The organism is Bradyrhizobium sp. BTAi1 (assembly GCF_000015165.1).
Taxonomy (GTDB): Bacteria; Pseudomonadota; Alphaproteobacteria; order Rhizobiales; family Xanthobacteraceae; genus Bradyrhizobium; species Bradyrhizobium denitrificans.
Window position 1 is genome coordinate 8,005,555 of sequence record NC_009485.1, and the last position, 22,876, is coordinate 8,028,430.

Here is a 22,876-nt window from a genome sequence, read left to right on the forward strand (position 1 = left end):
GACGTGAATGCCCGCGGCGAGCGCGGGCATTCCTTGTCCATGCCGTAGATTTAATCCCGGCGCAACGCCGCTGCGCGTGTCAGGCCATGTACTGGCCGCCATTGATCGACAAGGTCGACCCGGTGATCGCACCGGCCTCGTCGGCCGCGAGGAACACCACGGCGCGCGCGATCTCTTCCGGCTCGCCGAGCCGGCCCACCGGAATCAGCGGCAGGATGGCCTTCTCGAGCACGTCCTTCGGCACCGCCTGCACCATCTCGGTGTTGATGTAGCCGGGGCAGATCACGTTGACGGTGATGCCGGCCTTGGCGGTCTCCAGCGCCAGCGCCTTGGTGAAGCCGATGTCGCCCGCCTTCGCGGCGGAGTAGTTCACCTGGCCGAACTGACCTTTCTGGCCGTTGATCGAGGAGATGTTGATGATGCGGCCGAACTTGCGCGCGCGCATGCCCTCGATCACCGGACGGGTCATGTTGAACAGCGAGCCGAGATTGGTGTTGATCACCGCGCTCCATTGCTCGAGCGTCATTTTGTGAAAGGCCGTGTCCCGGGTGATGCCGGCATTGTTGACGAGAATGTCGACAGGACCGAGCTCGGCCTCGACCTTCTTGATCCCCTCGGCGCAGGCGTCGAATGAGCTGACGTCCCATTTGTAGACGGGGATCTCGGTCTCGCTCTTGAACTTCTCCGCAGCGGCATCGTTGCCGCCATAGTTCGCTGCGACCTTATGTCCCGCAGCCTTCAGTGCCTTGCTGATTGCTGCGCCAATACCGCGCGTTCCCCCCGTCACCAACGCCACACGTGCCATGTCGAATCCTTCCCTCGATGACTGCTCCAGCACGACAACCTGTGGATGCTGCCGCGCATTCCGTTGTTATTGGACCATGGACCGCTGCGCGACATCAACTTGTCGCTGAGATATCCCTGATCGCTCAACTGCTCTTTTTTACTGATCGATTATGCGACGTGTTTGACGGACATCAAGAACAAAACGCCCGGCGAAATCGCCGGGCGTTGATCTTTAGTTGAAGCGCGTGCGAATGCGAAGGCGATATGCTTCGCAATCAGTGCCGCGATTTTAGTCGCGTGCAACGCACAGTGCGATGCCCATGCCACCGCCGATGCAAAGCGTAGCAAGGCCTTTCTTGGCATCGCGCTTCTGCATCTCATGCAGCAGCGTGACGAGCACGCGCGCGCCCGACGCACCGATCGGATGACCGATCGCGATCGCGCCGCCGTTGACATTCACCTTGGCGGGATCCCAACCGAGGTCCTTGTTCACCGCACAGGCCTGCGCGGCGAAAGCCTCGTTGGCTTCGATCAGATCGAGGTCGGCGATGTTCCAGCCGGCCTTCTTCAACGCGGTGCGCGACGCCGGGATCGGGCCGGTGCCCATGATCTTCGGATCGACGCCGGCCTGCCCCCACGACACGATCCGGGCGAGCGGCGTCTTGCCTTCCTTGGCCGCCTGCTTCGCGGTCATCAGCACCACGGCCGCAGCGCCGTCGTTGATGCCCGAGGCGTTGCCCGCGGTGACCGTGCCGTCCTTCTCGAAGGCCGGCCGCAGCTTGCCCATCGAATCGAGCGTGGCGCCGTGACGCGGATATTCGTCGGTGTCGACCACAACGTCGCCCTTGCGGCTCTTGACCGTCACCGGCGCGATTTCGTCCTTGAACCTGCCAGCCTTCTGCGCGGCCTCGGCCTTGTTCTGCGATGCAACGGCAAACTCGTCCTGCTGCGCGCGCGTGATCTGATATTGCTTCGCGACATTCTCGGCGGTGTTGCCCATGTGGTAGCCGTTGAAGGCATCCCACAGGCCGTCCTTGATCATCGTGTCGACGAATTCGAGCGCGCCCATCTTCACGCCACCGCGCAGATATTGCGCATGCGGCGCCATGCTCATCGACTCCTGGCCGCCAGCGACCACGATGTCCGAATCGCCGTTCTTCAGGGCCTGATAGCCGAGCGCCACCGAGCGCAGGCCGGACCCGCAGAGCTGATTGATGCCCCAGGCCGGGCTGTCGACCGGGATGCCGGCTGCGATTGACGCCTGCCGAGCGGGGTTCTGCCCCTGAGCGGCCGTCAGGATCTGTCCCATGATCACCTCGGAGACACGGCCGGGCTCGAGGCCGGCGCGCTCCAGCGCGGCCTTGATGGCCACCGCCCCCAATTCATGGGCCGGAAGGTTGGCGAAAGCACCGTTGAAGCTTCCAACCGCGGTGCGGGCGGCGCTGACGATGACGACATCGTCTGACATGGGCATCTCCTGGGTTCTTGATCTTGAGAGGTGAAGCGAGGGCTTGAGGACTTGGGAGTATTTGAAACGAAGCCAAATATTTTAGTTCACGGTCGTGCCGGCCGTCCGCAAGCCGAGGGATTGGCAAGTGCGCAACCTTCGCTCTTTATCCTGTGAACGTCGTTGCGACATGTCAATTGGCGGCATAGGCAATTCCTGTTGCGGCGCACGCAAAATGGGACGCTTGGCGGTTTGATGGGCAAGATTTCTGCTGCCGGATTAACCGTTCCGCACAAAACCGTAGCCGAACTCGCTCGAAAGTGATTACGTTATTGCATTGCGCAGCTCGTTTGCCCTGCGGCAACGCCGCAGGGTTTCCCGTTCCCGGATTGCATGTGTGAGCTCCATGGCGAAATCAGACCAACCGACCACAATCAAGAAATACGCGAACCGGCGGCTCTACAATACCGGGACGAGTACATACGTGACCCTCGAGGATCTGGCCGCAATGGTTAAGAACGGGGAGGATTTCCTCGTTTATGACGCCAAGACCGGTGATGACATTACCCGTTCAGTGCTGGCCCAGATCATCTTCGAGCAGGAAAACAAGGCCGGTCAGAACCTGCTGCCGACCACCTTCCTGCGCCAGCTGATCCGGTTCTACGGTGACAGCATGCAGATGGTCGTTCCGAAGTACCTGGAACAGTCGATCGACACGCTGACCCGAGAGCAGGAGAAGTTCCGCAAGCAGATCGCCGACACCTTCAGCGGCACACCCTTTGCCCCGCTGGAAGAGCAGGTGCGCCGCAACATGGAGCTGTTCCAGCAAACCTTCTCGATGTTCAAGCCGTTCGCGCCGGTGCCTGCACGCACCGACGAGAAGGCGGCCGAGCCGGCCGCCGCCGCGGAGGATAATATCGACGATCTGCGCCGCCAGATGAAGGAAATGCAGGACCGGCTGGACCGCATGTCCGAGCCGAAAAAGGACGAGCAGAGCTAAATCAGGGCTGAGCTTGGATCATGGTGCGATGCGACGACATCGCATCATGATCGACGCCCCTGGTGGGCTGCGCGAATCCGCTTGCGCCGCCCGTCGTCAGCTCGCCGCAGGCAGCACAGCCCTGCTCGCGACCCACGGCTTCTCGATCGAGGCAAGCCCAATCAATCGGCCCTGGATGTAGTCGCAGCCCCAGTCGCGCAGCAGCGTGACCGAGCTGTCGTCCTGGACCCATTCCGCCACCGTCTTGATCTGCAGCCGCCGCGCCAGCTCGACCAGGGTCTGCACGAAGGCGCGATCGTCGGCCGAGCGCGCCAGGTTCTGGACGAACGCGCCATCGATCTTGACGATGTCGACGCCGAGCTTGCGCAAATTCCGGAACGAGGTGTGACCGGCCCCGAAATCGTCGATCGCGATCCGGCTGCCCAGGTCCTTCAGCCGCGTCACGAAGCCGCGGAGGTCGTCGATATCCTGAATTTCGACCGTCTCGGTGATCTCGACAATGAGCCTTTCGGCGACGCCGGGATGGGCCCGCATCATCGATTCGATCGAGGCCCACCAATCCGGGTCCATCGTCGTTTCCGGGGAAATATTCAGGCTCAGGGTCACGTCGGGCGCGCTGGCCAGTTCGGCCACGACGAGCTCGAGGATCCTGTGATCCACCAGGCGAATCAGGCCGAGTCGCTCGGCGACGGGCACGATGTCCGGCGCCAGCACGGCGCGTCCATCGTCCTGACGCATGCGCACCAGGCACTCATAGAAGGCGGTCTGGCGCGTGTCGGCATGGACCACCGGCTCGAACGCGGTGACGATGCGCCGCTCGTTCAGCGCGGTGACGATCTCGTCGGTGACCCGGATATTGACCTTGCGCTGCGCGTCGCGCTCGACATTCGGCCGCCAGGTCGAGAACGAGCCGATGCGGCGCCGCTTGGCCGAATCCAGCGTCTCATGGGCGCGGTTGACCGCCTCTTCGACCGACCTTGCGTGCCGCGGCACACTGACCGCGCCGATCGTCACGGTCACCGCCACCGGACCCGATTTGGTCGGCACCACCTCGTCGCGCACGGCCGCGAGAAAGCGTTCGGCGGCGACGGTCATGTCGTCCATCGTGCAGTTCTTCAGGATCAACCCGAATTTGTTGCCCGAAAACCGTCCGAGCGTATCGCCGCCCCGCAAGCGGGCGCGGATGCGCTGCGCGACCTCGAGCACCACCCCGTCGGCAACGTCGAAGCCGAACGCGTCATTGATGCGGGCGAGATGATCGATCCCGATCAGCATGAAGGCGCAGGCAAAGCGAAACCGCTGCGACTCCTCGATCACCTCCGCCAGCGTCGCCAGCAAATGGGTGCGGTTGAGCTCGCCGGTCAGCGGATCATGGCGTGACAATTTGAGCAGCTGCTCGTCACGCGCATGGCGCTCGTTGTTGATCCTGACAATGCCTTGCGCGCGCGCAGGCCGGCCATCGGGGCCAGCGAACCAGCACCCGGTTTCCTCGACCCAGATCAGCGGCGCCGCTGAGTGGGTCCGCACGCCATATTCGATGCGGTAGGGCGTGCCGTCGACGCCGTGCAGCGGCGCGACCTGACGCATGGCCTCGGAACGGACGCCACGCTCCGGCTCGATGAGCTTGCCGAATTCGGTGCCGTTGCAGAGCTGCGGCAGCGGCACGTCCGGAAACACGGCGCCGACATGGTCGCTCCAGACGATCACGTCGCTGGCCAGATCCCATACAAAGGCAGCTTGGCCGAGGGACGACAGGATCGTCGCGGTCTGTGGCAATTCGGGTGTCAAGATCGCCTCGTTTCGGGACAAGCGGGCGCGGCCCGAGGTCAACAGCAAGGAGCCGGCGCCTACTCTCGCGAGCGACAGCACCGGATTTCGCGAATCAGACTACGCATCTCTGGTTAACGGAGAGCATGCCGATGCGACAGACACGCGTCGGAATCCACGTCAACCATCACGCAACATGTCGGAACGCGCTCTCCGGGAGCGGCATTGCTCTTGCGAGATCGGATGGTGAAAGGCTTCGGCGTCTCAGAACGTGACAATCGCGCCGGGTATGGTGGGACGATGTTAACGATCGATCAGGATCAGACCGGACCGGCAACCGCCGACGAGGCCTCACGCTGCCTGACCCTGGTCCGGACCGATGCGCAGGTCGAGCAGCAGGCGCCCAAGGTTCGCGCCCCACGCCCAGATGCCGGCTTCGTCGCCCATCTGATCGCGTCAGCCGAAAAGCTGCCGCAGACCCGCGCGCTCCGACGGGCGGCCCCAGCCGATGCGAAATCGGCCTATACGGCCTGGCTTCAGCCGGCCACCGCTCTCGGCGGCAGAACCCGCCAGGTGGTTTGAACAGGAAGGTGGTGCGCCGGAATCAGGGCTTCGACGCGTCCGGCGCCTTGATGGGGTCTTTTGCGGGATCGGCCGGCGCCTCGGCGGCACCTTCGGCCTGCAAGTCCGGCGCGGTCGGCTCGGCCGGAGCGGGCGCTGCGCTCGGCGGGCGCGGCAGCGAGTGATCCAGCAGCACCGATTCCGCGACCGAGGCCGCGGCCGGCACGGCATCGCTGGGCTCCGCATGAACAGGCGTCGCAACCGCTGGAGCATCCCCCGGCTGAATGGCCTCTGCCTTGGCCGGTTCTTCCGTCGCCGTGGGTTCCGGAAGCGTTGCTGGCTCTGCGGCCGGCACTGGGGCCGGCACGGCGACGGCCGCCCGGGCGCGGCGCTTGGTGCGCAACGCGACGCCGCCGAAGAAATCGACCATGGACAGCAGCGTCAGCAGCAGGAAGGTGGAGTTCCCGAATTTCGGCCACATCGCGAACTCGGCCGCGGCGCCGCCGAACACCAGCAGCGAGAGCAGATGGTCGGTCAGGTATTTGCCATTGGGCTTCGCCGCCTTGATGACCTCCAGCAGCAGCAGCAGCACGGCCAGCGCCAGGAGCATGTCGCCGAGCGAGACCGTCCAGACCTCGCCGGACGGGAGCTGAAGGCGCAGCAGCGTTTCGCTGAACGCGACCCCGGGCATCAGGAAGACGATCATGTTGTAGATCGCCAACGGGATCAGCAGCAGCGGAAAACCGATCATCGACATCGGTTAAAGCCTTGGGTGGGGCGGGCCACGGCCCTGCGCGAAATCGATTGGTCGAAAGATAATGGCGGCGAGATGGGATCACGCAGCACTCATGCGTAACGGCCCCTGCGAATCAAATCGCACGGGACCGCTTTCACCCCAATCGATGGCCGAATTCGGGCCGCTTGGAAAGCGGCCCTGCGGGCACTCAGGCGTCTTTCTTCTTCAGGACCTGACGGCCCTTGTACATGCCGGTCTTGAGGTCCAGGTGGTGCGGACGACGCAGTTCGCCGGAGTCCTTGTCCTCGACATAGGTCGGCTTCTTGATCGCGTCAGCCGAGCGGCGCATGCCACGGCGCGACGGCGAAGTTTTTCTTCTGGGGACGGCCATATCGGTATCCTCTAGGGGTAATTTGTAAGGCATCGTCCGCGAAGGACGGCTGCAGCCATGAAGCTGGCGAGCCCGGATGCCGATCAGGCCGCGCTTATAGAGGAAGGGGTCCGGTATGGCTAGGGCTCTCCGAGGCATTTTTGGCCAAATTTGCGTCCCCGCCGCGCTCAGTGCCGCTCGCCCCAGCAGGTCTGCAGGGCCGAGGCCTGGCCCCGCACCATATAGGTCCCCGACAAACGGCGCACGCCAGGACCAGGGGTTCGGGCGGAGCGCCGGACCGGATTCGGCAGGATCGCGGCCAGCAGCGCCGCCTCGCGCGGCCCCAGCCCGGCGGCTGAGCGGTTGAAGGCGTAATTTGCCCCGGCTTCGACCCCGAATTGGCCGGATGGACCGAGCTCGGCGATGTTGAGGTAGATCTCCAGGATGCGCCGCTTGCCGAGGACGAGGTCGATCCAGAGCGCCAGCGGCAGTTCCAGCGCCTTGCGGACATAGCTGCGGCCCTGCCACAGGAACAGGTTCTTGGCGACCTGCTGAGTGATGGTCGAGCCGCCACGGCTGACGTCGCCCTCCTCGGCATCGTCCATCACCTCGCGCAGCGCGCCCCAATCGATGCCGTGATGGCTGCAGAATTTGGCATCCTCGGCCGCCACAACGGACCGCGGCAGATAAGGCGACATCGCCGAAAGGTCGATCCAATGCCGCGTCACCGGCTGGCCGGTCAGGGACCGCCAGAGCATCAGGGTCGAAACCGGGTGACCGGCAGCATAGAACGGCGTCAGCACATAGGGCACGAGCAGCACCAGCACGACGATCAGCAGGATGGTTCTGACGGTACGCAATGGCAGGCGTCGCCCGGGTTGGACCGCCGAGGCGGCGGTCAGTTGCCCCGGATTATCCGACATCTGCAAGAGGATTCCTGCTTTTTTCCGTCATTATGGCCGAAAGGGCCCATTGTCCCCGCAATTGACGAAGTCGCCGCCATCAACGATTGTCCGGCGAATTTCGTCCCTGGAGCTCTTCTTAAATGACTGCGACGGCCCTCACCGACTTCACCCAACGCCTGGACAAGACCGCGGAAGAGACCGAAGCCCTGCTCGGCGAGCTGCTTGGCGATGCGCCGCTGGCGGACGAGATCGCCAGGCCACAGCGGCTGATCGAGTCGATGCGCTATTCCAGCCTGGGCGGCGGCAAGCGGCTGCGGCCGTTCCTGGTGGTCGAAAGCGCTGCCGTGTTCGGCGTGCCACGCAAGGGCGCGCTGCTGGCGGGCGCAGCGCTCGAATGCATCCACTGCTACTCGCTGATCCACGACGACCTGCCGGCGATGGACAATTCCGACCTCCGCCGCGGACGTCCGACCCTGCACAAGGTCTATGACGATGCCACCGCGATCCTGGCCGGCGACGCGCTCTTGACCATCGCCTTCGACATCATCACCCGCGACGAGATCCACCCCGACGCCGGCGTCCGTCTGGCGCTGACCCGGGCGCTGGCGCGCTGCGCCGGTGTCGGCGGTATGGCCGGCGGCCAGATCCTCGATCTCGCTGGCGAGGGTCGGTTCGGCGACAGCGGCCCGGTCGACGTCGCACGCGTCCAGCAGATGAAGACCGGCGCCCTGCTGCGCTTCGGCTGCATCGCCGGCGCCCTGCTCGGCCAGGCCTCTCCGGCCGAATACCAGGCGCTCGACGATTACGGCCGCGCGCTCGGCGAGGCCTTCCAGATCGCCGACGACCTGCTCGACGTCGAGGGCGACGCCGCCACGCTCGGCAAGCCGGCCGGCGCGGATGCCGAACTCGGCAAGACCACCTTCGTTACCCAGCTTGGCATCGAGGGCGCCAAGCAGCGCGTGCGCGATCTGCTCGCCCGCGGCGATGCCGCGCTGTCGATCTTCGGCAGCAAGGGCGACGTGCTGCGCGCCGCCGCCCATTTCGTCGCCGAGCGCAAGAGCTGAGGCGAGGCGTTGGCCGGACTCCATCCCGATGATCCGGCCCTCGCCCGCTTCGTCAGGCTGCCGGCGCCGCTGCGCATCGTCTATGCGCGTCCGCGCACCTTCGTCTCGCTCGGCATCGCGATCGTCGCGTTCGTGCTGTTGCCGTCGGCGCTGCGGCTGGTCACGCGGCTCCTGATCAGCTGGGACATCTTCACCGCGATCTATCTCGTCCTGGTCGCGGTGATGATGCTGCGCAGCGAGCATCATGACATCCGCCGCAAGGCGATCATGCAGGACGACGGCCGCTTCGTGATCCTGATGGTCACCGCACTCGGCGCCTTCGCCAGCATCGCCGCCATCGTGTTCGAGCTCGGCGCCTCCAAGCGCGACGCGCCGGCGCTGACGCTGGCGCTGCTCACCGTCAGCCTGTCCTGGGCCGCGGTGCATGCGACCTTCGCCCTGCACTACGCCCATGACTATTACCGCGGCGCCAAGCCCGGCGGCCTGCAATTCCCGAGCGGCGACACGGACGAGCACGCCGACTACTGGGACTTCGTCTACTTCTCCTTCATCATCGGCATGACCGCGCAGGTCTCGGACGTCGGCATCACCGACAAGATCATCCGCCGCACCGCGACCGTCCACGGCATCATCTCGTTCGTCTACAACACCGCGCTGGTCGCACTGATGGTCAATATCGCCGCCAGCGCGATCTCGTCCTGATCAGTTGCAGACTTCCACGCTGGCGTTGTTGGCGGGGCCGCCGCCGCCGCGATATTCGAGCCGGCAGCCCTGCCTGACAGGACGGCACAGATAGGCGTCGCAATAAATCTGGCCCGAGGACGGCTTGGGACGCGCCTGCGCCTGCGGCCTGGGCGGGGCAATGCTCGGCGCCGCGCCGATGCCGACACCGAGACCACCGCCGCCGACACCGATCCCCACCCCGACGCCCACGTTGGGAGGCGGCATCGGCATGCCCGGCTCAGGCGTCGCACGGGCACGGCGGCGCGACGGCGCCTCCTCGTCATCGCTGGTGTCGCGCCTGACGACCGGCTTTTTGTCGCGCCGCTTCTCGCATTCATTGTCGTCGTTCACGAAGGAACCCTCGGCGCAGACGATGCGGGTGCAGCGATCGCCATCCGATTTGTAGCCGTGCTGGCAGACCAGCGGGCAGACCCGCGCCTGCTTGAGCTTGATCGCCTGTAGCGCATCGGCCGAGGCGGCCTGGGTGTCGAGCCTGGTGCCGGCATAGCGGTTGAACTGCGACATCGAACGCCGCGAGGCGGAGCCCCAGTCGCCATCGGCGTCCTCGGTGAGGCAACCGACGCGGCGCAACTCGAGCTGCACGGATTTGGTCAAATCGGCGGGCTGCGACGCCGGCGTGAGCGCGGCGACCTGCGGCCCCTGTTGCGGGGAAGCGGCCGGTGATGTCGCCGCACGCGGATTGTCGGTCGCCGCGAGCTGCTGCTCCTGCCGCTTCCTTTCGGCGTCGGCGGCCTGCTGCTGCGCCAACTGATTGGCCTTTTCGGCCGCGATGCGGGCCTGCTCGGCCGCCTTGGCCTCGGCCTCCGCCTTGGCGAGCGTATCCTTGCGCGCCCCCTCGGAGGCGAGGCGCGCACGCTCCGCCTCCGTCACGCGCGCCTTCTCGGCGGCAGCGGCGCGATTCTCCTCGGCGGCCAGCTTCTCGAGCTGCAGCTTGGCGAGGCTCGCATAGAAGCCGTCGGGATATTGCGCCAGGAAAGCGTTCAGCGCGCCTTTGTTGCCGATCTGCATCGCGAGTTCGTAGTCGCGACGGGTGTCGGCCTGCGCATTGACCGGCGGCGCCACCGGCATCTGGGTGACGACGCGCGGCACGCCCGGCACCAGTGGCACGTCCTCGCCGCCGAGCGACCCATAAACAAACGGCTCCTGGCGGTTGGAGGTCGATTTCAACACCTCGTCGCGCACGAAGCCGAACGCCTTACGGACGTCCAGACCGGGAGTCGCGATGTGCCGCGACAGTGCAAGCGTAAACGGGCTGTTCGTGCCGTCGCCATCCTGCGCGGTGGAGCCGGCCTTGGCGGAATAGGCGATCAGCGTGTTGGGGCTGGTCGGCTCGACCTTGGCCAGGCCGCGGCCGAGGCTGCGGGTCGCGACCGTGCGCTGCATCGTCCTGGTAAACGGATTGTCGCGACAGGCGTCGAGAATGACCAGCCGCAGCTTCTTGGCCGGCTCGACGGCAACCAGGATCCGGTCGAGCGACAGCGTCTCATCATAGACGTCGGTGTCGCGCTCGAGCCGGGCATCGATCGGGATCAGGTAGTTGGAGCCTTCGACCTCCATGCCATGGCCGGCGTAATACACCACCGCGATATCGGCATCACGGGCGGCATCGGCGAAATCGCGCAGCGCCCGCCGCGTCTCTCTGGCCGTCAGGTCGCGGCGATAGTCGACGACATCGAAGCCTGCGTTCTTGAACGTCGTGGTCATGACTGCCCCGTCATTGGCGGGGTTCGTCAGCTGCGGCACGTTCTGATAGGCCGAGTTGCCGATCACGAGCGCCACGCGCTTCTCCGCGAGCGCCGGATGGCAGAGCAGCACCAACGCTGCCGCCAAAAGGAACCCGCCGCATCGAGCTGACCAAGACATTTGACTTCCCCATCCCGCTGGGAGACCTGCTGGAACCTGTCTATCAGATTCCGGATCGTTCGGCTTGTGACTGGGATCACGCAGCCATTATCCCGCTCTCGCCCAGTTCTCCACGTTTATTGCGTCGCTCTCGGGGTGGCGGCAGTTCAAGCCTTGCCAAGCACGCTTTTGCATCGAAAATGCGATCGTTGTTCGTTCGCCGCAATGGAGAGAGCCGTGAGCACAGACCGTTCCAGCATCGAGGCCGTCGTGCAGGGCTATTTCGACGCGCTCTACGAGGGCGATGCCGACAAATTGGGCGCCGTGTTCCATCCGACGGCCGATCTGCGCTGGGTCGAGAATGGCGAGCTCAAGATTCTGACCGTGCCGGACTGGCTGGCCTGGGTCCGCAAACGTCCGTCCGCCAAGGCCGAGGGCAAGCCGCGCGAGGACTTCATCGTCACCATCGACCGCTCGGACGACAAGACCGCCTTCATCAAGGTGCGCTGCCAGCTGCCACCGCGCTATTTCACCGATTATCTCGTCGCCATGAAGCTGAAGGACGGCTGGCAGATCGTCTCGAAGTCCTACCGCTACGATCTCAGGGACTGAGCCCGGCGCAGCGACGCCCGGCCGATCCGATGGAAGCTCACTTTCAGATATTCCTGGTCCTGCTGGCGGTGCTGGCGGGAACCGCATTGATCGCGCGGCGCGCCAATCTCGCGCCGGCGATCCTCATGATGCTGGCCGGCATCGCGCTGGCCTTCGTGCCGACCATGCCGGCCTTCGCACTGCCGCCAGAGCTGGTGCTGCTCGTCGTGCTGCCGCCGCTGATCTATTCCTCCAGCGTCGCGATGAGCTGGCGCGAGTTCAAGCGCAATCTGCGGCCGATCGTGCTGCTGGCGGTCGGTTGCGTGCTCTTCACCGCCTCCGCGGTGGCGATCGCGACCCACTATCTTCTCGGCCTCCCCTGGAGCATCGGCTTCCTGCTCGGCGCCATCGTCGCACCGCCTGATGTCGTGGCGCCGCTCGCCATCGCCCGCCGGCTGCATCTGCCGCGCCGGGTCATGGTGATCCTCGAAGGCGAGGGCCTCGCCAACGACGCGACCGCGCTGATCCTCTATCGCTTCGCGGTGGCCGCGATCACCACCGGCACCTTCTCGCTCCCGGTTGCCGCCGGCGAGTTTGCCGCGATCGTGGTCGGCGAGATCGCCTTCGGCATCGGCGTCGGCTGGCTGATGCTGCGCGCCCGCCACTATGCGCGCGACCCGCAGGTCGAGATCACATTGTCCGTGCTGACGCCCTATCTGGCGTTCTGGATCCCCGAGCATGTCGGGGGCTCCGGCGTAATCGCAACGGTCGCCTGCGGCCTCTATATGAGCTGGAACGGGCCGCTGTGGATCTCCTCGGCAACCCGCCTGCAGGGCGTCTTCTTCTGGGACCTCATGATCTACCTGATCGAGGGCATGCTGTTCCTGCTCACCGGCTTCCAGATGCGGCTGATCTACGAGAAGTCGAAGATCTTTTCGCTCGACGAGATCGTGATCGCGACCGCTCTGGTGCTCGCCATCGTCGTGATCGCGCGCTTCGCCTGGACGTTTCCGGCGACCATCCTGCCGCGCCTCTTGAGCAGTTCGCTCCGCGCCCGCGATCCGCTGCCGCCTTGGCAGCAGACCTTCATCATCGGCTTCACCGGCGTGCGCGGCACGGTTTCGCTGGCGACCGCCCTGGCGCTGCCGCTGACATTGTCGACCGGCGATGCCTTCCCCTATCGTGACCAGATCCTGTTCATCGCCTTCGGCGTCATCTTCTTCACCCTGATCGGGCTCGGCCTTACACTGCCGACGGTCGTGCAATGGCTCGGCGTCGCCCGCACGGGACGCGCCGAGCATGCCCGCGAGCACGAGCAGGAAATCGCCGCCCGGCGCGAGGCGCTCGACAGCGCACTGCGGTCGCTGGAGACGATGACCAATGATCGCGACCTGTCGGATGAGGTGGTTCGGCTGCTGCGGGCACGCCACGAGGTGCGGGCCAACCAGCTGCCCGAGGGTCTCAAGCCGGATGACAACGACGCGTCCGCGCTCGGCATCGAACTGACGCGCGAATTGATCACGGCGGAACGCAAGTTCATCCATGTGATGCTGCGCGACGGCAAGATCACCGACGAGACCCGCCGCCGCATCGAGCGCGACCTCGATCTGGAAGAGGCAAGCCTCGCCAATCGGGAATACGAGCACCTGCCGCTGTAACGGACGACATCCCGTCCTCGGCCAGCACTGCTCGTCCGAAATAGCACCCGTTCTCCGGTAGACGAACGGCGCCGATCCGTGAGGCGGATGGCGCCGATGACGCCACGGCGCATACGCCCGCCGCACGATGCCCCCAGCACGCCGGCGTCGGCCATCCCCGCCAACGATGATCCCGGGTCGCCGTAGCGGAGATGCCGGACAACTTCGATGGATCATGCCCAGGACATGACCGTCGGCACCGTCGTTCGCTCTGATGATCTGATCTGACCAAGCGGCAGCCGTTTGCCGCCAATTTCCGCACGTCAGGCTCAAAAGTTCCGCAGCCGCGGCCTCATGACCGTTTGACAGGTTAATTTCAATATCTGAAATTCTATTTCAGAAATGAGGTGCACGATGGCTCGGCTCACCCCGGTGCAACGCAAGACCGATACGGCCCTGCTGGACCCCGGCGAGGATACGCGGATCGTTCAGGGACTGGCTCGCGGGCTCGCGGTGCTCAGGGCCTTCCAGCCCGGCGAGACATCGCTGAGCAATACCGAGCTGGCGGCGCGCACCGGCCTCGCCAAGTGCACGATCTCACGGCTGACGCAGACGCTGACCGCGTTGGGCTATCTGTCCTATGTGCCGCGCCTGGGTCGTTACCAATTGGGGGGCGGCGTGGTCGCGCTGTGCCACTCGCTGCTGGCCGGCATGCCGCACCGCCTCGCCGCCCGGCCACTGCTGCAGGACATCGCCGATTTCGCCCGGTTGCCCGCCTCTCTCGGCATGCCGGATCAGAACGAGATGCTGACGATCGAAACAGCGCGGCACGCGGGCCTGCGCCCGCCCCGCTTCGATCTCGGCGCGCGGCTTCCCATCGAAACAACGTCGATGGGACGGGCCTATCTGTTTGCGCTGCCGGCGGACGAGCGCACGCTGCTGCTGCGCCGGCTGCGCCTGAAATGGACCAAGGCGGAGTGGCAGACGATCGATGCCGGCATCGACAAGGCGTTCACGTCGCTGGCCGAGCGCGGCTTCTGCGTCTCGCTCGGCGATAGGCGCCCGGACGTGTTCGCGGTCGGCGCGCCGCTGGTCACGCCCGAGGGGCTGGTGCTCGCGCTCAATTGCGGCGGCATGCCGTCGGAAGTCACGGCCGAGCGGCTCGAACATGAGATTGGTCCACGACTCGCCCGCGCAGCATCACAACTCTCGGCACAGGACCGCAGCCATGCGTGACTTCAGCAAGCCCGGACGCTCGGACGCCATCGGCGAACGCGGCATGGTCTGTACGTCGCATCCGGCGGCGTCGGCAGCGGGCCTCGAGATGCTCCGATCAGGCGGCAACGCCATGGACGCGGCGATCGCCGCCGTCGCCGTCCAATGCGTGGTCGAGCCGCATATGACCGGAATCGGCGGCGACTGCTTCGCTCTGTTCTCCTGGAACGGGGCGTCGCCGATCGCGCTGAACGGCTCGGGCCGCGCGCCGCAGGCTGCGACGGCCGCGTGGTACGTCGAGCGCGGCCTGACGGCGATTCCGGACCAGTCGGCCCATGCCGTGACCATCCCCGGCGCGATCGCAGCCTGGTGCACGCTCAACAAGGATTATGGCGCAAAGTCCCTCGCGGAAGTCCTCGCGCCGGCGATCGGTCTCGCCGAGCAGGGCATGCGGGTCACCGCGCGCGTCGCATGGGACTGGGCACGACAGGTCGACAAGCTCTCGCGCGATCCCGATGCCCGCGCAGTTTTCCTGTCTGGCGGCAAGCCGCCGGCGTTCGGTGACCTCTTCCGTAATCCGGCCCTTGGCCGCACCTTGCGTGCGGTGGCTCAAGACGGCGCGGCTGCGTTCTATCGCGGCAGCGTGGCGGAGGCGTTGACACGCAAGCTGCGCGCCCATGACGGGCTGCACAGCATCAACGACTTCGCCAGCGAGCATAGCGACTATGTGCAGCCGGTCAGCACGGCCTATCGCGGCCACACGGTCTACGAATGCCCTCCAGCGGGACAGGGCTTGGCGGCGCTGATGATTCTGCGCCTGATCGAACGCTTCGCGCTCGGCCATGCGCGGCACTCCGAGGCCGACCGGATCCACTATTTGGCTGAAGCGACCAAGGCCGCCTACCGTGCGCGCGACGCCTATTTCTGCGACCCCGCGTTCGGACACACGCCTGCCGCCAGCTTTCTGTCCGACGATTGGACGCAGCGCGCGAGCGATCTGATCCAACCCGACCGCGCCACCGCGCCGGAGGCCTGGGGCGAGATCGAGCACAAGGACACAGTCTATGTCTCCGTCGTCGATCGCGATATGAACGCCGTCTCGCTGATCAATTCGTTGTTCGCCCCGTTCGGCAGCGGCCTCTACGAGCCCACGACCGGCGTGCTCTTGCATAATCGCGGGCTCGGCTTTCGGACCGATCCGGCGCATCCAAGCGCGATCGCCCCTGGAAAGCGCCCGATGCACACCATCATTCCGGGGATGCTCTATCGCGACGGCCTTCCCATGATGCCGTTCGGCGTGATGGGCGGCCACTACCAGGCGACGGGCCACGCCCACTTCGTCTCGCAGATCCTCGATCACGGACGCAGCGTCCAGGAAGCTGCCGACGCGCCGCGCTCGTTCGCCTTCGACGGCAAGCTGTCTCTGGAGACGACCATCTCAGCCGACGTGAAGCGCGACCTCGAAGGCCGCGGCCACACGGTCGAATGGTCTGATTTTCCGATCGGTGGCGCCCAAGCGGTCTGGATCGATCGCGAACGCGGCATTCTGATCGGGGCATCCGACCAGCGCAAGGACGGGATGGCGCTCGGGTTCTAAGGCGGAGAGGGAAGAAGCCATGGATGACCGGATCTCGCAGGACCAACGGACCCCATACCGGGCTTCATCGCCGAACTTCTCCGCCGCTCCCGGTGCTCACCCCTCCGCGATCCATGTCTCCGCGCTCTGCAAGACCTATGGCACCGACGACACCGGCGTCATGGCGTTGGACGACATCAACCTGGACATCCGTGCAGGGGAGTTCGTCACGGTCGTCGGCCCATCCGGCTGCGGAAAATCGACATTGATGCGCATGATCGCCGGGCTGATCGCGCCGAGCCGCGGCGAGATCAGGCTGGGCGGCGACATCGTCCGGGGAACGCGGCGCGACATCGGCATCGTCTTCCAGTCACCCGTCCTGTTTCCGTGGCGCACCGTGCTCGAAAACGTCCTGATTCCCATCGACGTTCAGCGCCGCGGCCGCCAGCAGAACCTGCCGAAGGCGCGCGACCTGCTCGCCATGGTCGGCCTTGCCGATTTCGCCCACCGATATCCAGCGGAGTTGTCGGGCGGCATGCAACAGCGCGTCGGCATCGCGCGGGCGCTGGTGAACGATCCGGCGATCCTGCTCATGGACGAGCCCTTCGGCGCCCTCGACGCCATGACGCGAGAGAACCTCAACGTCGAATTGCAGCGGCTCTGGCAGAGCAACGGCAACACCGTCCTGCTCATCACCCATTCGATCTCCGAAGCCGTCTTCCTCGCCGACCGCGTCGTGGTGATGACCGCGCGGCCGGGACGGATCGCCGAAGTGCTGGAGATCGATCTGCCGCGGCCTCGCACGCTCGAGATGATGGGCAGCACCGCGTTCGGCCACTACGTCAACCGCATCAGAACCCATTTCGGCGCCAAAGGAGCAGACTAATGCTCGACCTCGCCTCCGTCGACACGCCGCGCAACCGTCTTCTGAGTGTTCTGCTGCTCGCCGGCCTGCTCGTGAGTTGGGAGGTCGTGATCCGCGTGTTCGGCATCGCGCCCTTCATCCTTCCGGCGCCATCGGCCGTCGCACAGGCGCTGTGGCGCGGCTTTGCGAATGGGCCGTTCCTTCAGCACACTTTGACCACCGTTGCGGAGGTGCTGCTCGGCTTCATCTTCGGCTCCGCCGTCGGCCTGGTGCTCGGCGTCGGAATCGCGCTCAATCGACACATCGCCTATTTCGTCTATCCCTACATCGTGATGTTCCTGTCGATGCCGAAAGTGGCGCTGGCGCCGCTGATCGTGCTCTGGTTCGGCCTCGGCATCACATCGAAGATCGTCACCGCCGCGCTGGTCACCTTTTTCCCGGTGATGGTCAACACCATCGCCGGCCTCAACGCCGCCGATCGCGACGGCATCGACCTGATCCGCTCGCTTGGTGGTACCGAGCGCCAGATCTTCACCATGCTTCGGCTGCCCGCGGCTCTGCCCATGATCGTCGCCGGGCTCGAGATCGCGATGACACTTTCCTTGATTGGAACGGTGGTCGCCGAGCTGATCGGAGCCGAGCAGGGCCTGGGCATGCTGATGCAAAGCATGAATTTCTCCATGGATACCGCCGGCGTGTTCTCGATCCTGATCGTGCTCGCAATCGTCGGCCTGGTCCTGAACCAGGCGCTGAAGTCGGCGCGCCGCCGGATGATCTTCTGGGAAAATGCCGGCCGCGCCTCATCGACCCCATCAAGGCGCGCGTCGCCTGCGACCGAGGTCGAGAACACGCTGGCCGTTTCGCGCTGAGCCAACGTCTCCCCCGGCAGCATGACGTTGCGTGTCGCGGGTCGGTCAAACGGAGGAAGAGGACATGAACTACAAGTCTGCACTCGTCGCCGCATCGCTGGGCGTTGCGGTGCTGCTCCAGGCTACGGCCGCCATCGCGCAGACCAAGGTCAGGGTGGGCTGGTGCACCAGCGTTCCGACCACAGGTGCCGTGCCGTTCGCCGTGGCGACGAAGCTGGGCTGGTTCAAGCAGGCCGGCGTGGATGTCGAGCTCGTCAATTTTCCCGGCTCCTCCGATTGCGTCCGCAATGTCGCCACCGGCGAGGTGCTGGTCGCCGTGCCAACGGTCGATCCAGTCGCCATCCTGGGTCTGACCGGCGTCAGAACCCAGGTGTTCTACACCGCCTATCGCCGCAACATCTTCGGGCTGGCGGTGCCGGCCGACAGTCCCATCAAGACCTACGCCGACCTCCGCGGCAAGAAGATCGGCGTCACCTCGATGGCGTCGGCGGGTGTGATCGTCGCGCGATCGGTCGCCAAATCAACGTCGCTGGACCCCGACCGCGACATTCGGATCGTGGTGTCCGGGCAGCCGGCCCAGACTGCGGTCCTGCTCAAGCGGGGCGACATCGATGCGGTATCGCAATGGGACACGCAATACGCGCTGATGGAACTGGCCGGCGTGCCGATGCGCCAGCTCGACGACAAATCTCTCAGCTCTTTCCCTGCCAACAGCTTCGTGGCCACACCCGACACCATCAAGACCAAGAGCGATCTCTTGAGCCGCATGATGCGCGCCTACACGATGGGCGTGCTGTACACGATCGCCAAGCCGCGCGCCGCCAGCGAGATGTTCCATGCCGTCTATCCGCAGGTGGTCCCGGCTGGCATGGACCCGGTCCAGGCCCTGGACCAGACCACCACGATGCTCAGCACGGTCATCGCGAAATGGACGCTCGAGTCGACCGACATCCGCTGGGGCGAGAGCAGCCTCGATACCTATCAGCGCTATCTCGACTGGCTCCGCGATGCCGGCATCCTGAAGGACAAGGTGGATGCGCGCGACATCGCGACCAACGAGCTGGTCGACGCCATCAACAAGGACCTTGACCTGAAGGCTGTCGAAGCCGCGCTGGCCAACTAAGTCCGAGCCGCACCCGTCTCATCAACACCCGAGAGAGAAACAGATGCCAGACGCGATATCGATCGACGTTCCACCCAACGATCTCGAAGCCTTCTGGATGCCGATGACGGCGAACCGGCGCTTCAAGAAGACGCCGATGTTCTTCTCCGCAGCCGAAGGCATGTATTATGCGACGCCCGATGGCCGCCGCGTGCTGGATGCGATCGCCGGACTCTGGTGCGTCAATGCGGGCCATTGCCATCCCAGGATCGTCGAGGCGATCAGGGCTCAGGCCGGCAAGCTGGATTACGCGTCGAGCTTCGGCGTCGGTCATCCGCTGGCCTTCCATTTCGCGAACCGTGTAGTCGAGATCGCACCACCCGGCTTTCGCCATCTGTTTCTTGCCGGCTCCGGATCGGAAGCCGTCGACAGCGCACTGAAGTTCGCCCTGGCCTATCATCGGGCGCGTGGCGAGGGACACCGCCAGCGACTGATCGGCCGGCAGCGCGCCTATCACGGCGTCGGCTTCGGCGGCCTGTCGGTATCGGGCATCGGCTGGCAGCGCGCGCAGTTCGGCGCGTTGTTGCCGGCGACGTCCCACCTGCCGCACACGCATGATCTGGCGCGCAACGCGTTCAGCCGCGGCCAGCCGGCGCATGGCGTCGAATTCGCCGATGCGCTCGAGGGATTGTTGTTCGCGGTCGATCCATCGACGGTGGCCGCGGTCATCGTCGAGCCGGTCGCCGGCGCGGGCGGCGTGCTGCCGCCGCCGCAAGGTTATCTGCAGCGGCTGCGCGAGATCTGCGACCGCCACGGCATTCTGTTGATCTTCGATGAGGTGGTGACCGGCTTCGGCCGGCTCGGCGCCCCCTTCGCGGCCCAGGCCCTCGGGGTCGGCCCCGACCTCATCACCTGCGCCAAGGGCATGACCAGCGGCACCGTGCCGATGGGCGGCGTGTTGATCAGCGATCGCGTTCACGACGGGCTGTCACAGGGGCCCGAGGCGGTTCCGGAACTCGCCCACGGCTACACGTATTCAGGCCACCCGCTCGCCTGCGCAGCGGGACTTGCCGCGCTCGACGTCTACCGCGACGAAGGGCTGTTCGAGCGGGCTGCCCGGCTGGCGCCGATCTGGGAGGATGCGCTGCACGGACTGCGCACGCTCGGACCGGTCAGGGACATCCGCAATCTCGGCCTGCTGGGCGCCATCGAGATCGACGGCGGAGACGGTGCCCCGAGCGAACGCGCGCGCGCCTGCGCCGAGGTCTGCCTGGAGCGCGGGGTGTTCATCCGAGCCCTCGGCGACACCCTGATTCTCTCGCCTCCTCTGGTGATCGACGAGGGACAGATCGGACAGATCGTCGACGCCATCGGCAGCGGCCTCAGGCGACTTGCCGCGTGAGCGCGGGCCGGCGATCGAACGCCGGCACCGGCTGATCCTCAGGACGGGCGCAAACACCTCCTGAGAACGCAAGGCGACATTCGCGGGCGCTTGTGGCCCAGCCGGAGCGATCCGGCGGCCTTACCGCTCGATCATCCAGCGCGTCACCGCCTGGTGGTAGTTCATCGGACCCGGCACGGTCTTATAGGTCTTCACATAGCGAAAGCCGGCCTTCTGCAACGCGCGGTTGGGGGCGGTGTTGTAGGCATGCGGCTCGCAGAACAGCCGCTTGAGCTCGAGCCGCTCGACATAGAGGTCGACGCTGCGGCTGACGCAGGCGGTGCCGAGGCCGCGGCCGCGCAGCTCCGGCGCGGTGACGTGCAGATGCATATTGGCGTGGCTGCCGCGCACGATCCGATCGCAGCTGGAGAAGCCGATCGGCCGGCCGTCGAGCTGCCAGACCACCATCAGCACCGCGCGCTCGGCAACCGGCGTTTCATAGAGTGACTTGAACAGATGGCTCCAGACCGGCCTGGTCGGCATCCGCGTCGGATCGATACCCATCAAATCGAGCTGCTCGACCGTCGACGAATAGAAATAGTCGATGACCATCGCGGTCTCGTCGAGTGTCATGTCGCGGATGTCGAGATTCATCGAGACGCCCTTTCCCCAGGCGTCAGGGTGCCGATCATGCGGGGCTGCAGTAGGGCGGCACGACGGCGGCCCGTTGCGGCCGATCCGCGGGCGACGAATTTCAGACCGAGGTAAGCTGCACAAGCGGCCAACGGCTGCTGAGTCAGCTGTCGTGCTCACGACGAAATCTTGAAGACGAGATCTTGAGGACGAGATCTCACCGCGGGCTTTGTCTTCTTGAGCTCCACCCGTCTGCAACAGCACCATCGCCGATGACGACCGGAGTGATGCGCTCGTCTGCTTCCCCACCGTCATGCCGGGCTTGTCCCGGCCATCCACGTCGTTCGGCATCCACGGAAGGACGTGGATGCCCGGACAGCCCGGGCATGACGGAGAAACTCAAGGGCAGACGTTTGCGCCGCGATCTGACGCACCGCGCAATCAGCCCACGGCGCAGGAGGCGCCGCCGGCCCAGATCCGGGCGCGTCCTACTCCGCCGCGGTCACGCTCTCCGGCGCCTTCGCGCCGCTGCCGTAGCGCTGGTCGATGTAGTCGATGACCAGCGCCTTGAAATCGGCGGCAATGGTCGGCCCGCGCAACGTGCGGAACTTCTTGCCGTCGACGAACACGGGGGCGGCCGGGGCCTCGCCGGTACCCGGCAGGGAGATGCCGATATTGGCGTGCTTGGATTCGCCGGGGCCGTTGACGATGCAGCCCATGACGGCGACGTTGAGATTCTCGACGCCCGGATATTTCGACTTCCAGGCCGGCATTTCCTCGCGGATGAAATCCTGGATCGAACGCGCCAGTTCCTGGAACGTTGTCGAGGTGGTGCGGCCGCAGCCCGGGCAGGCCGCGACCAGCGGCACGAAGGTGCGGAAGCCCATGGTCTGCAGCAGCTCCTGCGCGACCTGGACCTCGAGGGTGCGATCGCCGCCGGGCTCCGGCGTCAGCGAAATGCGGATGGTGTCGCCGATGCCCTGCTGCAGGAGGATGCCGAGCGCGGCCGAGGAGGCGACGATGCCCTTGGAGCCCATGCCGGCCTCGGTGAGGCCGAGATGGATGGCGTAGTCGGAGCGTGCGGCGAGGTCCTGATAGACCGCGATCAGGTCCTGCACGGCCGAGACCTTGGCCGACAGGATGATGCGGTCCTTGGGCATGCCGAGCTCTTGCGCCCGTGCGGCCGACAGCAGCGCCGACTGCACCATGGCCTCGCGGGTCACGGCGCGGGCGTCGCGCGGCGTCGCCGACGCGGCGTTCTCATCCATCAGCTTGGACAACAGCTCCTGGTCGAGCGAGCCCCAATTGGCGCCGATGCGCACCGGCTTGCCATATTTGTTGGCGAGCTCGATGATGGTCGAGAACTGGGTGTCGCGCTTGTCCTTGAAGCCGACATTGCCGGGATTGATGCGATACTTGGCCAGCGCCTCGGCGCAGGCCGGATAATCGGTCAGGAGCTTGTGGCCGATGTAATGGAAATCGCCGATCAGGGGCGTGGTGATGCCGCGCTTGTCGAGCTGCTCGCGGATATGCGGGACGGCCGCCGCGGCCTCCTCGCGATCCACGGTGATGCGGACCATCTCGGACCCGGCGCGCGCCAGCGCTGCGACCTGGGCCACCGTCGATTCAACATCGGCGGTGTCGGTGTTGGTCATGGACTGGACCACGATCGGCGCACCGCCGCCCACGGCGACGTTGCCGACCATGACTTTGGTGGTCTGATGCCGGGGAGCGGGTCCGGCGATATCGGTCTGGGTCATGATCTCGGGCTTGTTCATGGGCGCT

21 protein-coding genes are annotated in these 22,876 nt (G+C 65.6%); 12 read left to right on the forward strand and 9 right to left on the reverse strand.

The features are described 5' to 3' along the window. Positions 1-79: 79 nt before the first annotated feature. Together BBTA_RS35625 and BBTA_RS35630 are read right to left on the reverse strand one after the other, a co-directional pair. Entirely contained in the window at positions 80-805 is a 726-nt protein-coding gene (locus tag BBTA_RS35625; protein ID WP_012047350.1) for a beta-ketoacyl-ACP reductase, read from the reverse strand. A gap of 270 nt (positions 806-1,075) precedes the next feature. Further along, entirely contained in the window at positions 1,076-2,254 is a 1,179-nt protein-coding gene (locus tag BBTA_RS35630; protein ID WP_012047351.1) for an acetyl-CoA C-acetyltransferase, read from the reverse strand. A gap of 385 nt (positions 2,255-2,639) precedes the next feature. On the opposite strand from BBTA_RS35630, the gene phaR reads away from it, so the two are divergent. Continuing rightward, on the forward strand, positions 2,640-3,233 hold the full coding sequence (gene phaR / locus BBTA_RS35635; RefSeq protein WP_012047352.1) for a polyhydroxyalkanoate synthesis repressor PhaR: 594 nt from the start codon (positions 2,640-2,642) through the stop codon (positions 3,231-3,233). Between the two features lie 96 nt (positions 3,234-3,329). Here phaR and BBTA_RS35640 read toward each other — a convergent pair whose 3' ends face one another. Continuing rightward, complete coding sequence (locus BBTA_RS35640; protein WP_012047353.1) at positions 3,330-5,021, reverse strand: bifunctional diguanylate cyclase/phosphodiesterase; 1,692 nt, start codon at positions 5,019-5,021, stop codon at positions 3,330-3,332. A 279-nt stretch (positions 5,022-5,300) separates the two neighbouring features. Here BBTA_RS35640 and BBTA_RS35645 point away from each other — a divergent pair, with 279 nt between their 5' ends. Further along, on the forward strand, positions 5,301-5,582 hold the full coding sequence (locus tag BBTA_RS35645) for a hypothetical protein (RefSeq protein WP_012047354.1): 282 nt from the start codon (positions 5,301-5,303) through the stop codon (positions 5,580-5,582). Positions 5,583-5,604: 22 nt separating this feature from the next. Here BBTA_RS35645 and BBTA_RS35650 read toward each other — a convergent pair whose 3' ends face one another. From BBTA_RS35650 to mtgA, 3 genes are all read right to left on the reverse strand, one after another. Continuing rightward, complete coding sequence (locus BBTA_RS35650; protein ID WP_012047355.1) at positions 5,605-6,318, reverse strand: hypothetical protein; 714 nt, start codon at positions 6,316-6,318, stop codon at positions 5,605-5,607. A 187-nt stretch (positions 6,319-6,505) separates the two neighbouring features. Beyond that, a complete protein-coding gene (rpmF, locus tag BBTA_RS35655) occupies positions 6,506-6,688 on the reverse strand; it encodes a 50S ribosomal protein L32 (protein WP_006610266.1) in 183 nt (60 codons plus the stop codon). Between the two features lie 167 nt (positions 6,689-6,855). Continuing rightward, complete coding sequence (gene mtgA / locus BBTA_RS35660) at positions 6,856-7,527, reverse strand: monofunctional biosynthetic peptidoglycan transglycosylase (protein ID WP_012047357.1); 672 nt, start codon at positions 7,525-7,527, stop codon at positions 6,856-6,858. Positions 7,528-7,712: 185 nt separating this feature from the next. Between mtgA and BBTA_RS35665 the strand changes: the two genes are divergently transcribed. Both BBTA_RS35665 and BBTA_RS35670 read left to right on the forward strand, forming a co-directional pair. Next, on the forward strand, positions 7,713-8,636 hold the full coding sequence (locus BBTA_RS35665) for a polyprenyl synthetase family protein (protein WP_012047358.1): 924 nt from the start codon (positions 7,713-7,715) through the stop codon (positions 8,634-8,636). Positions 8,637-8,645: 9 nt separating this feature from the next. Further along, positions 8,646-9,338, forward strand: a complete 693-nt coding sequence (locus BBTA_RS35670; protein ID WP_012047359.1) for a DUF1345 domain-containing protein — start codon at positions 8,646-8,648, stop codon at positions 9,336-9,338. Here BBTA_RS35670 and BBTA_RS35675 read toward each other — a convergent pair whose 3' ends face one another. Further along, positions 9,339-11,243, reverse strand: a complete 1,905-nt coding sequence (locus tag BBTA_RS35675; protein ID WP_041751119.1) for a caspase family protein — start codon at positions 11,241-11,243, stop codon at positions 9,339-9,341. It lies immediately after the preceding gene. 216 nt (positions 11,244-11,459) lie between these two features. On the opposite strand from BBTA_RS35675, the gene BBTA_RS35680 reads away from it, so the two are divergent. The 8 genes from BBTA_RS35680 to BBTA_RS35715 all read left to right on the forward strand — a co-directional run bounded on the left by BBTA_RS35680 (position 11,460) and on the right by BBTA_RS35715 (position 20,479). After that, positions 11,460-11,834, forward strand: coding sequence for a nuclear transport factor 2 family protein (locus BBTA_RS35680; RefSeq protein WP_012047361.1), 375 nt, complete (start codon positions 11,460-11,462; stop codon positions 11,832-11,834). Between the two features lie 29 nt (positions 11,835-11,863). After that, the gene (locus tag BBTA_RS35685) at positions 11,864-13,471 is read left to right on the forward strand and encodes a Na+/H+ antiporter (protein WP_012047362.1); all 1,608 of its coding nucleotides are present in this window, start codon (positions 11,864-11,866) and stop codon (positions 13,469-13,471) included. A gap of 393 nt (positions 13,472-13,864) precedes the next feature. After that, positions 13,865-14,686 (forward strand): IclR family transcriptional regulator, encoded by an 822-nt coding sequence (locus tag BBTA_RS35690; RefSeq protein WP_049795441.1) that lies wholly within the window; start codon positions 13,865-13,867, stop codon positions 14,684-14,686. Beyond that, positions 14,679-16,262 (forward strand): gamma-glutamyltransferase, encoded by a 1,584-nt coding sequence (ggt, locus tag BBTA_RS35695; protein ID WP_012047364.1) that lies wholly within the window; start codon positions 14,679-14,681, stop codon positions 16,260-16,262. The genes BBTA_RS35690 and ggt overlap by 8 nt, the downstream gene beginning before the upstream one ends. 19 nt (positions 16,263-16,281) lie before the next feature. Next, a complete protein-coding gene (locus BBTA_RS35700; protein ID WP_012047365.1) occupies positions 16,282-17,127 on the forward strand; it encodes an ABC transporter ATP-binding protein in 846 nt (281 codons plus the stop codon). Then, positions 17,127-17,975, forward strand: a complete 849-nt coding sequence (locus tag BBTA_RS35705; RefSeq protein ID WP_012047366.1) for an ABC transporter permease — start codon at positions 17,127-17,129, stop codon at positions 17,973-17,975. Before BBTA_RS35700 ends, BBTA_RS35705 begins: the two co-directional genes overlap by 1 nt. Positions 17,976-18,039: 64 nt before the next feature. Next, positions 18,040-19,098 carry an ABC transporter substrate-binding protein gene (locus tag BBTA_RS35710; protein WP_041751120.1) on the forward strand — a complete coding sequence of 353 codons (1,059 nt, stop codon included), beginning with the start codon at positions 18,040-18,042 and terminating at the stop codon, positions 19,096-19,098. Between the two features lie 43 nt (positions 19,099-19,141). Continuing rightward, entirely contained in the window at positions 19,142-20,479 is a 1,338-nt protein-coding gene (locus BBTA_RS35715) for an aspartate aminotransferase family protein (protein WP_012047368.1), read from the forward strand. 120 nt (positions 20,480-20,599) lie between these two features. Here the strand turns inward: BBTA_RS35715 and BBTA_RS35720 are convergent, their stop codons facing one another. Further along, complete coding sequence (locus tag BBTA_RS35720; protein WP_012047369.1) at positions 20,600-21,112, reverse strand: GNAT family N-acetyltransferase; 513 nt, start codon at positions 21,110-21,112, stop codon at positions 20,600-20,602. Between the two features lie 467 nt (positions 21,113-21,579). Next, the gene (gene ispG, locus BBTA_RS35725) at positions 21,580-22,869 is read right to left on the reverse strand and encodes a flavodoxin-dependent (E)-4-hydroxy-3-methylbut-2-enyl-diphosphate synthase (protein WP_012047370.1); all 1,290 of its coding nucleotides are present in this window, start codon (positions 22,867-22,869) and stop codon (positions 21,580-21,582) included. Positions 22,870-22,876 lie beyond the last annotated feature (7 nt).

Excerpts from the sequence above, each read along its gene's own strand:
- BBTA_RS35625 (WP_012047350.1), bottom strand. The coding sequence starts at position 805 with ATGGCACGTGTGGCGTTGGTGACGGGGGGAACGCGCGGTATTGGCGCA.
- BBTA_RS35630 (WP_012047351.1), bottom strand. The coding sequence starts at position 2,254 with ATGTCAGACGATGTCGTCATCGTCAGCGCCGCCCGCACCGCGGTTGGA.
- phaR (WP_012047352.1), top strand. The coding sequence starts at position 2,640 with ATGGCGAAATCAGACCAACCGACCACAATCAAGAAATACGCGAACCGG.
- BBTA_RS35645 (WP_012047354.1), top strand. The coding sequence starts at position 5,301 with ATGTTAACGATCGATCAGGATCAGACCGGACCGGCAACCGCCGACGAG.
- BBTA_RS35650 (WP_012047355.1), bottom strand. The coding sequence starts at position 6,318 with ATGTCGATGATCGGTTTTCCGCTGCTGCTGATCCCGTTGGCGATCTAC.
- rpmF (WP_006610266.1), bottom strand. The coding sequence starts at position 6,688 with ATGGCCGTCCCCAGAAGAAAAACTTCGCCGTCGCGCCGTGGCATGCGC.
- BBTA_RS35665 (WP_012047358.1), top strand. The coding sequence starts at position 7,713 with ATGACTGCGACGGCCCTCACCGACTTCACCCAACGCCTGGACAAGACC.
- BBTA_RS35675 (WP_041751119.1), bottom strand. The coding sequence starts at position 11,243 with ATGTCTTGGTCAGCTCGATGCGGCGGGTTCCTTTTGGCGGCAGCGTTG.
- BBTA_RS35685 (WP_012047362.1), top strand. The coding sequence starts at position 11,864 with ATGGAAGCTCACTTTCAGATATTCCTGGTCCTGCTGGCGGTGCTGGCG.
- BBTA_RS35690 (WP_049795441.1), top strand. The coding sequence starts at position 13,865 with ATGGCTCGGCTCACCCCGGTGCAACGCAAGACCGATACGGCCCTGCTG.
- ggt (WP_012047364.1), top strand. The coding sequence starts at position 14,679 with ATGCGTGACTTCAGCAAGCCCGGACGCTCGGACGCCATCGGCGAACGC.
- BBTA_RS35700 (WP_012047365.1), top strand. The coding sequence starts at position 16,282 with ATGGATGACCGGATCTCGCAGGACCAACGGACCCCATACCGGGCTTCA.
- BBTA_RS35705 (WP_012047366.1), top strand. The coding sequence starts at position 17,127 with ATGCTCGACCTCGCCTCCGTCGACACGCCGCGCAACCGTCTTCTGAGT.
- BBTA_RS35710 (WP_041751120.1), top strand. The coding sequence starts at position 18,040 with ATGAACTACAAGTCTGCACTCGTCGCCGCATCGCTGGGCGTTGCGGTG.
- BBTA_RS35715 (WP_012047368.1), top strand. The coding sequence starts at position 19,142 with ATGCCAGACGCGATATCGATCGACGTTCCACCCAACGATCTCGAAGCC.
- BBTA_RS35720 (WP_012047369.1), bottom strand. The coding sequence starts at position 21,112 with ATGAATCTCGACATCCGCGACATGACACTCGACGAGACCGCGATGGTC.
- ispG (WP_012047370.1), bottom strand. The coding sequence starts at position 22,869 with ATGAACAAGCCCGAGATCATGACCCAGACCGATATCGCCGGACCCGCT.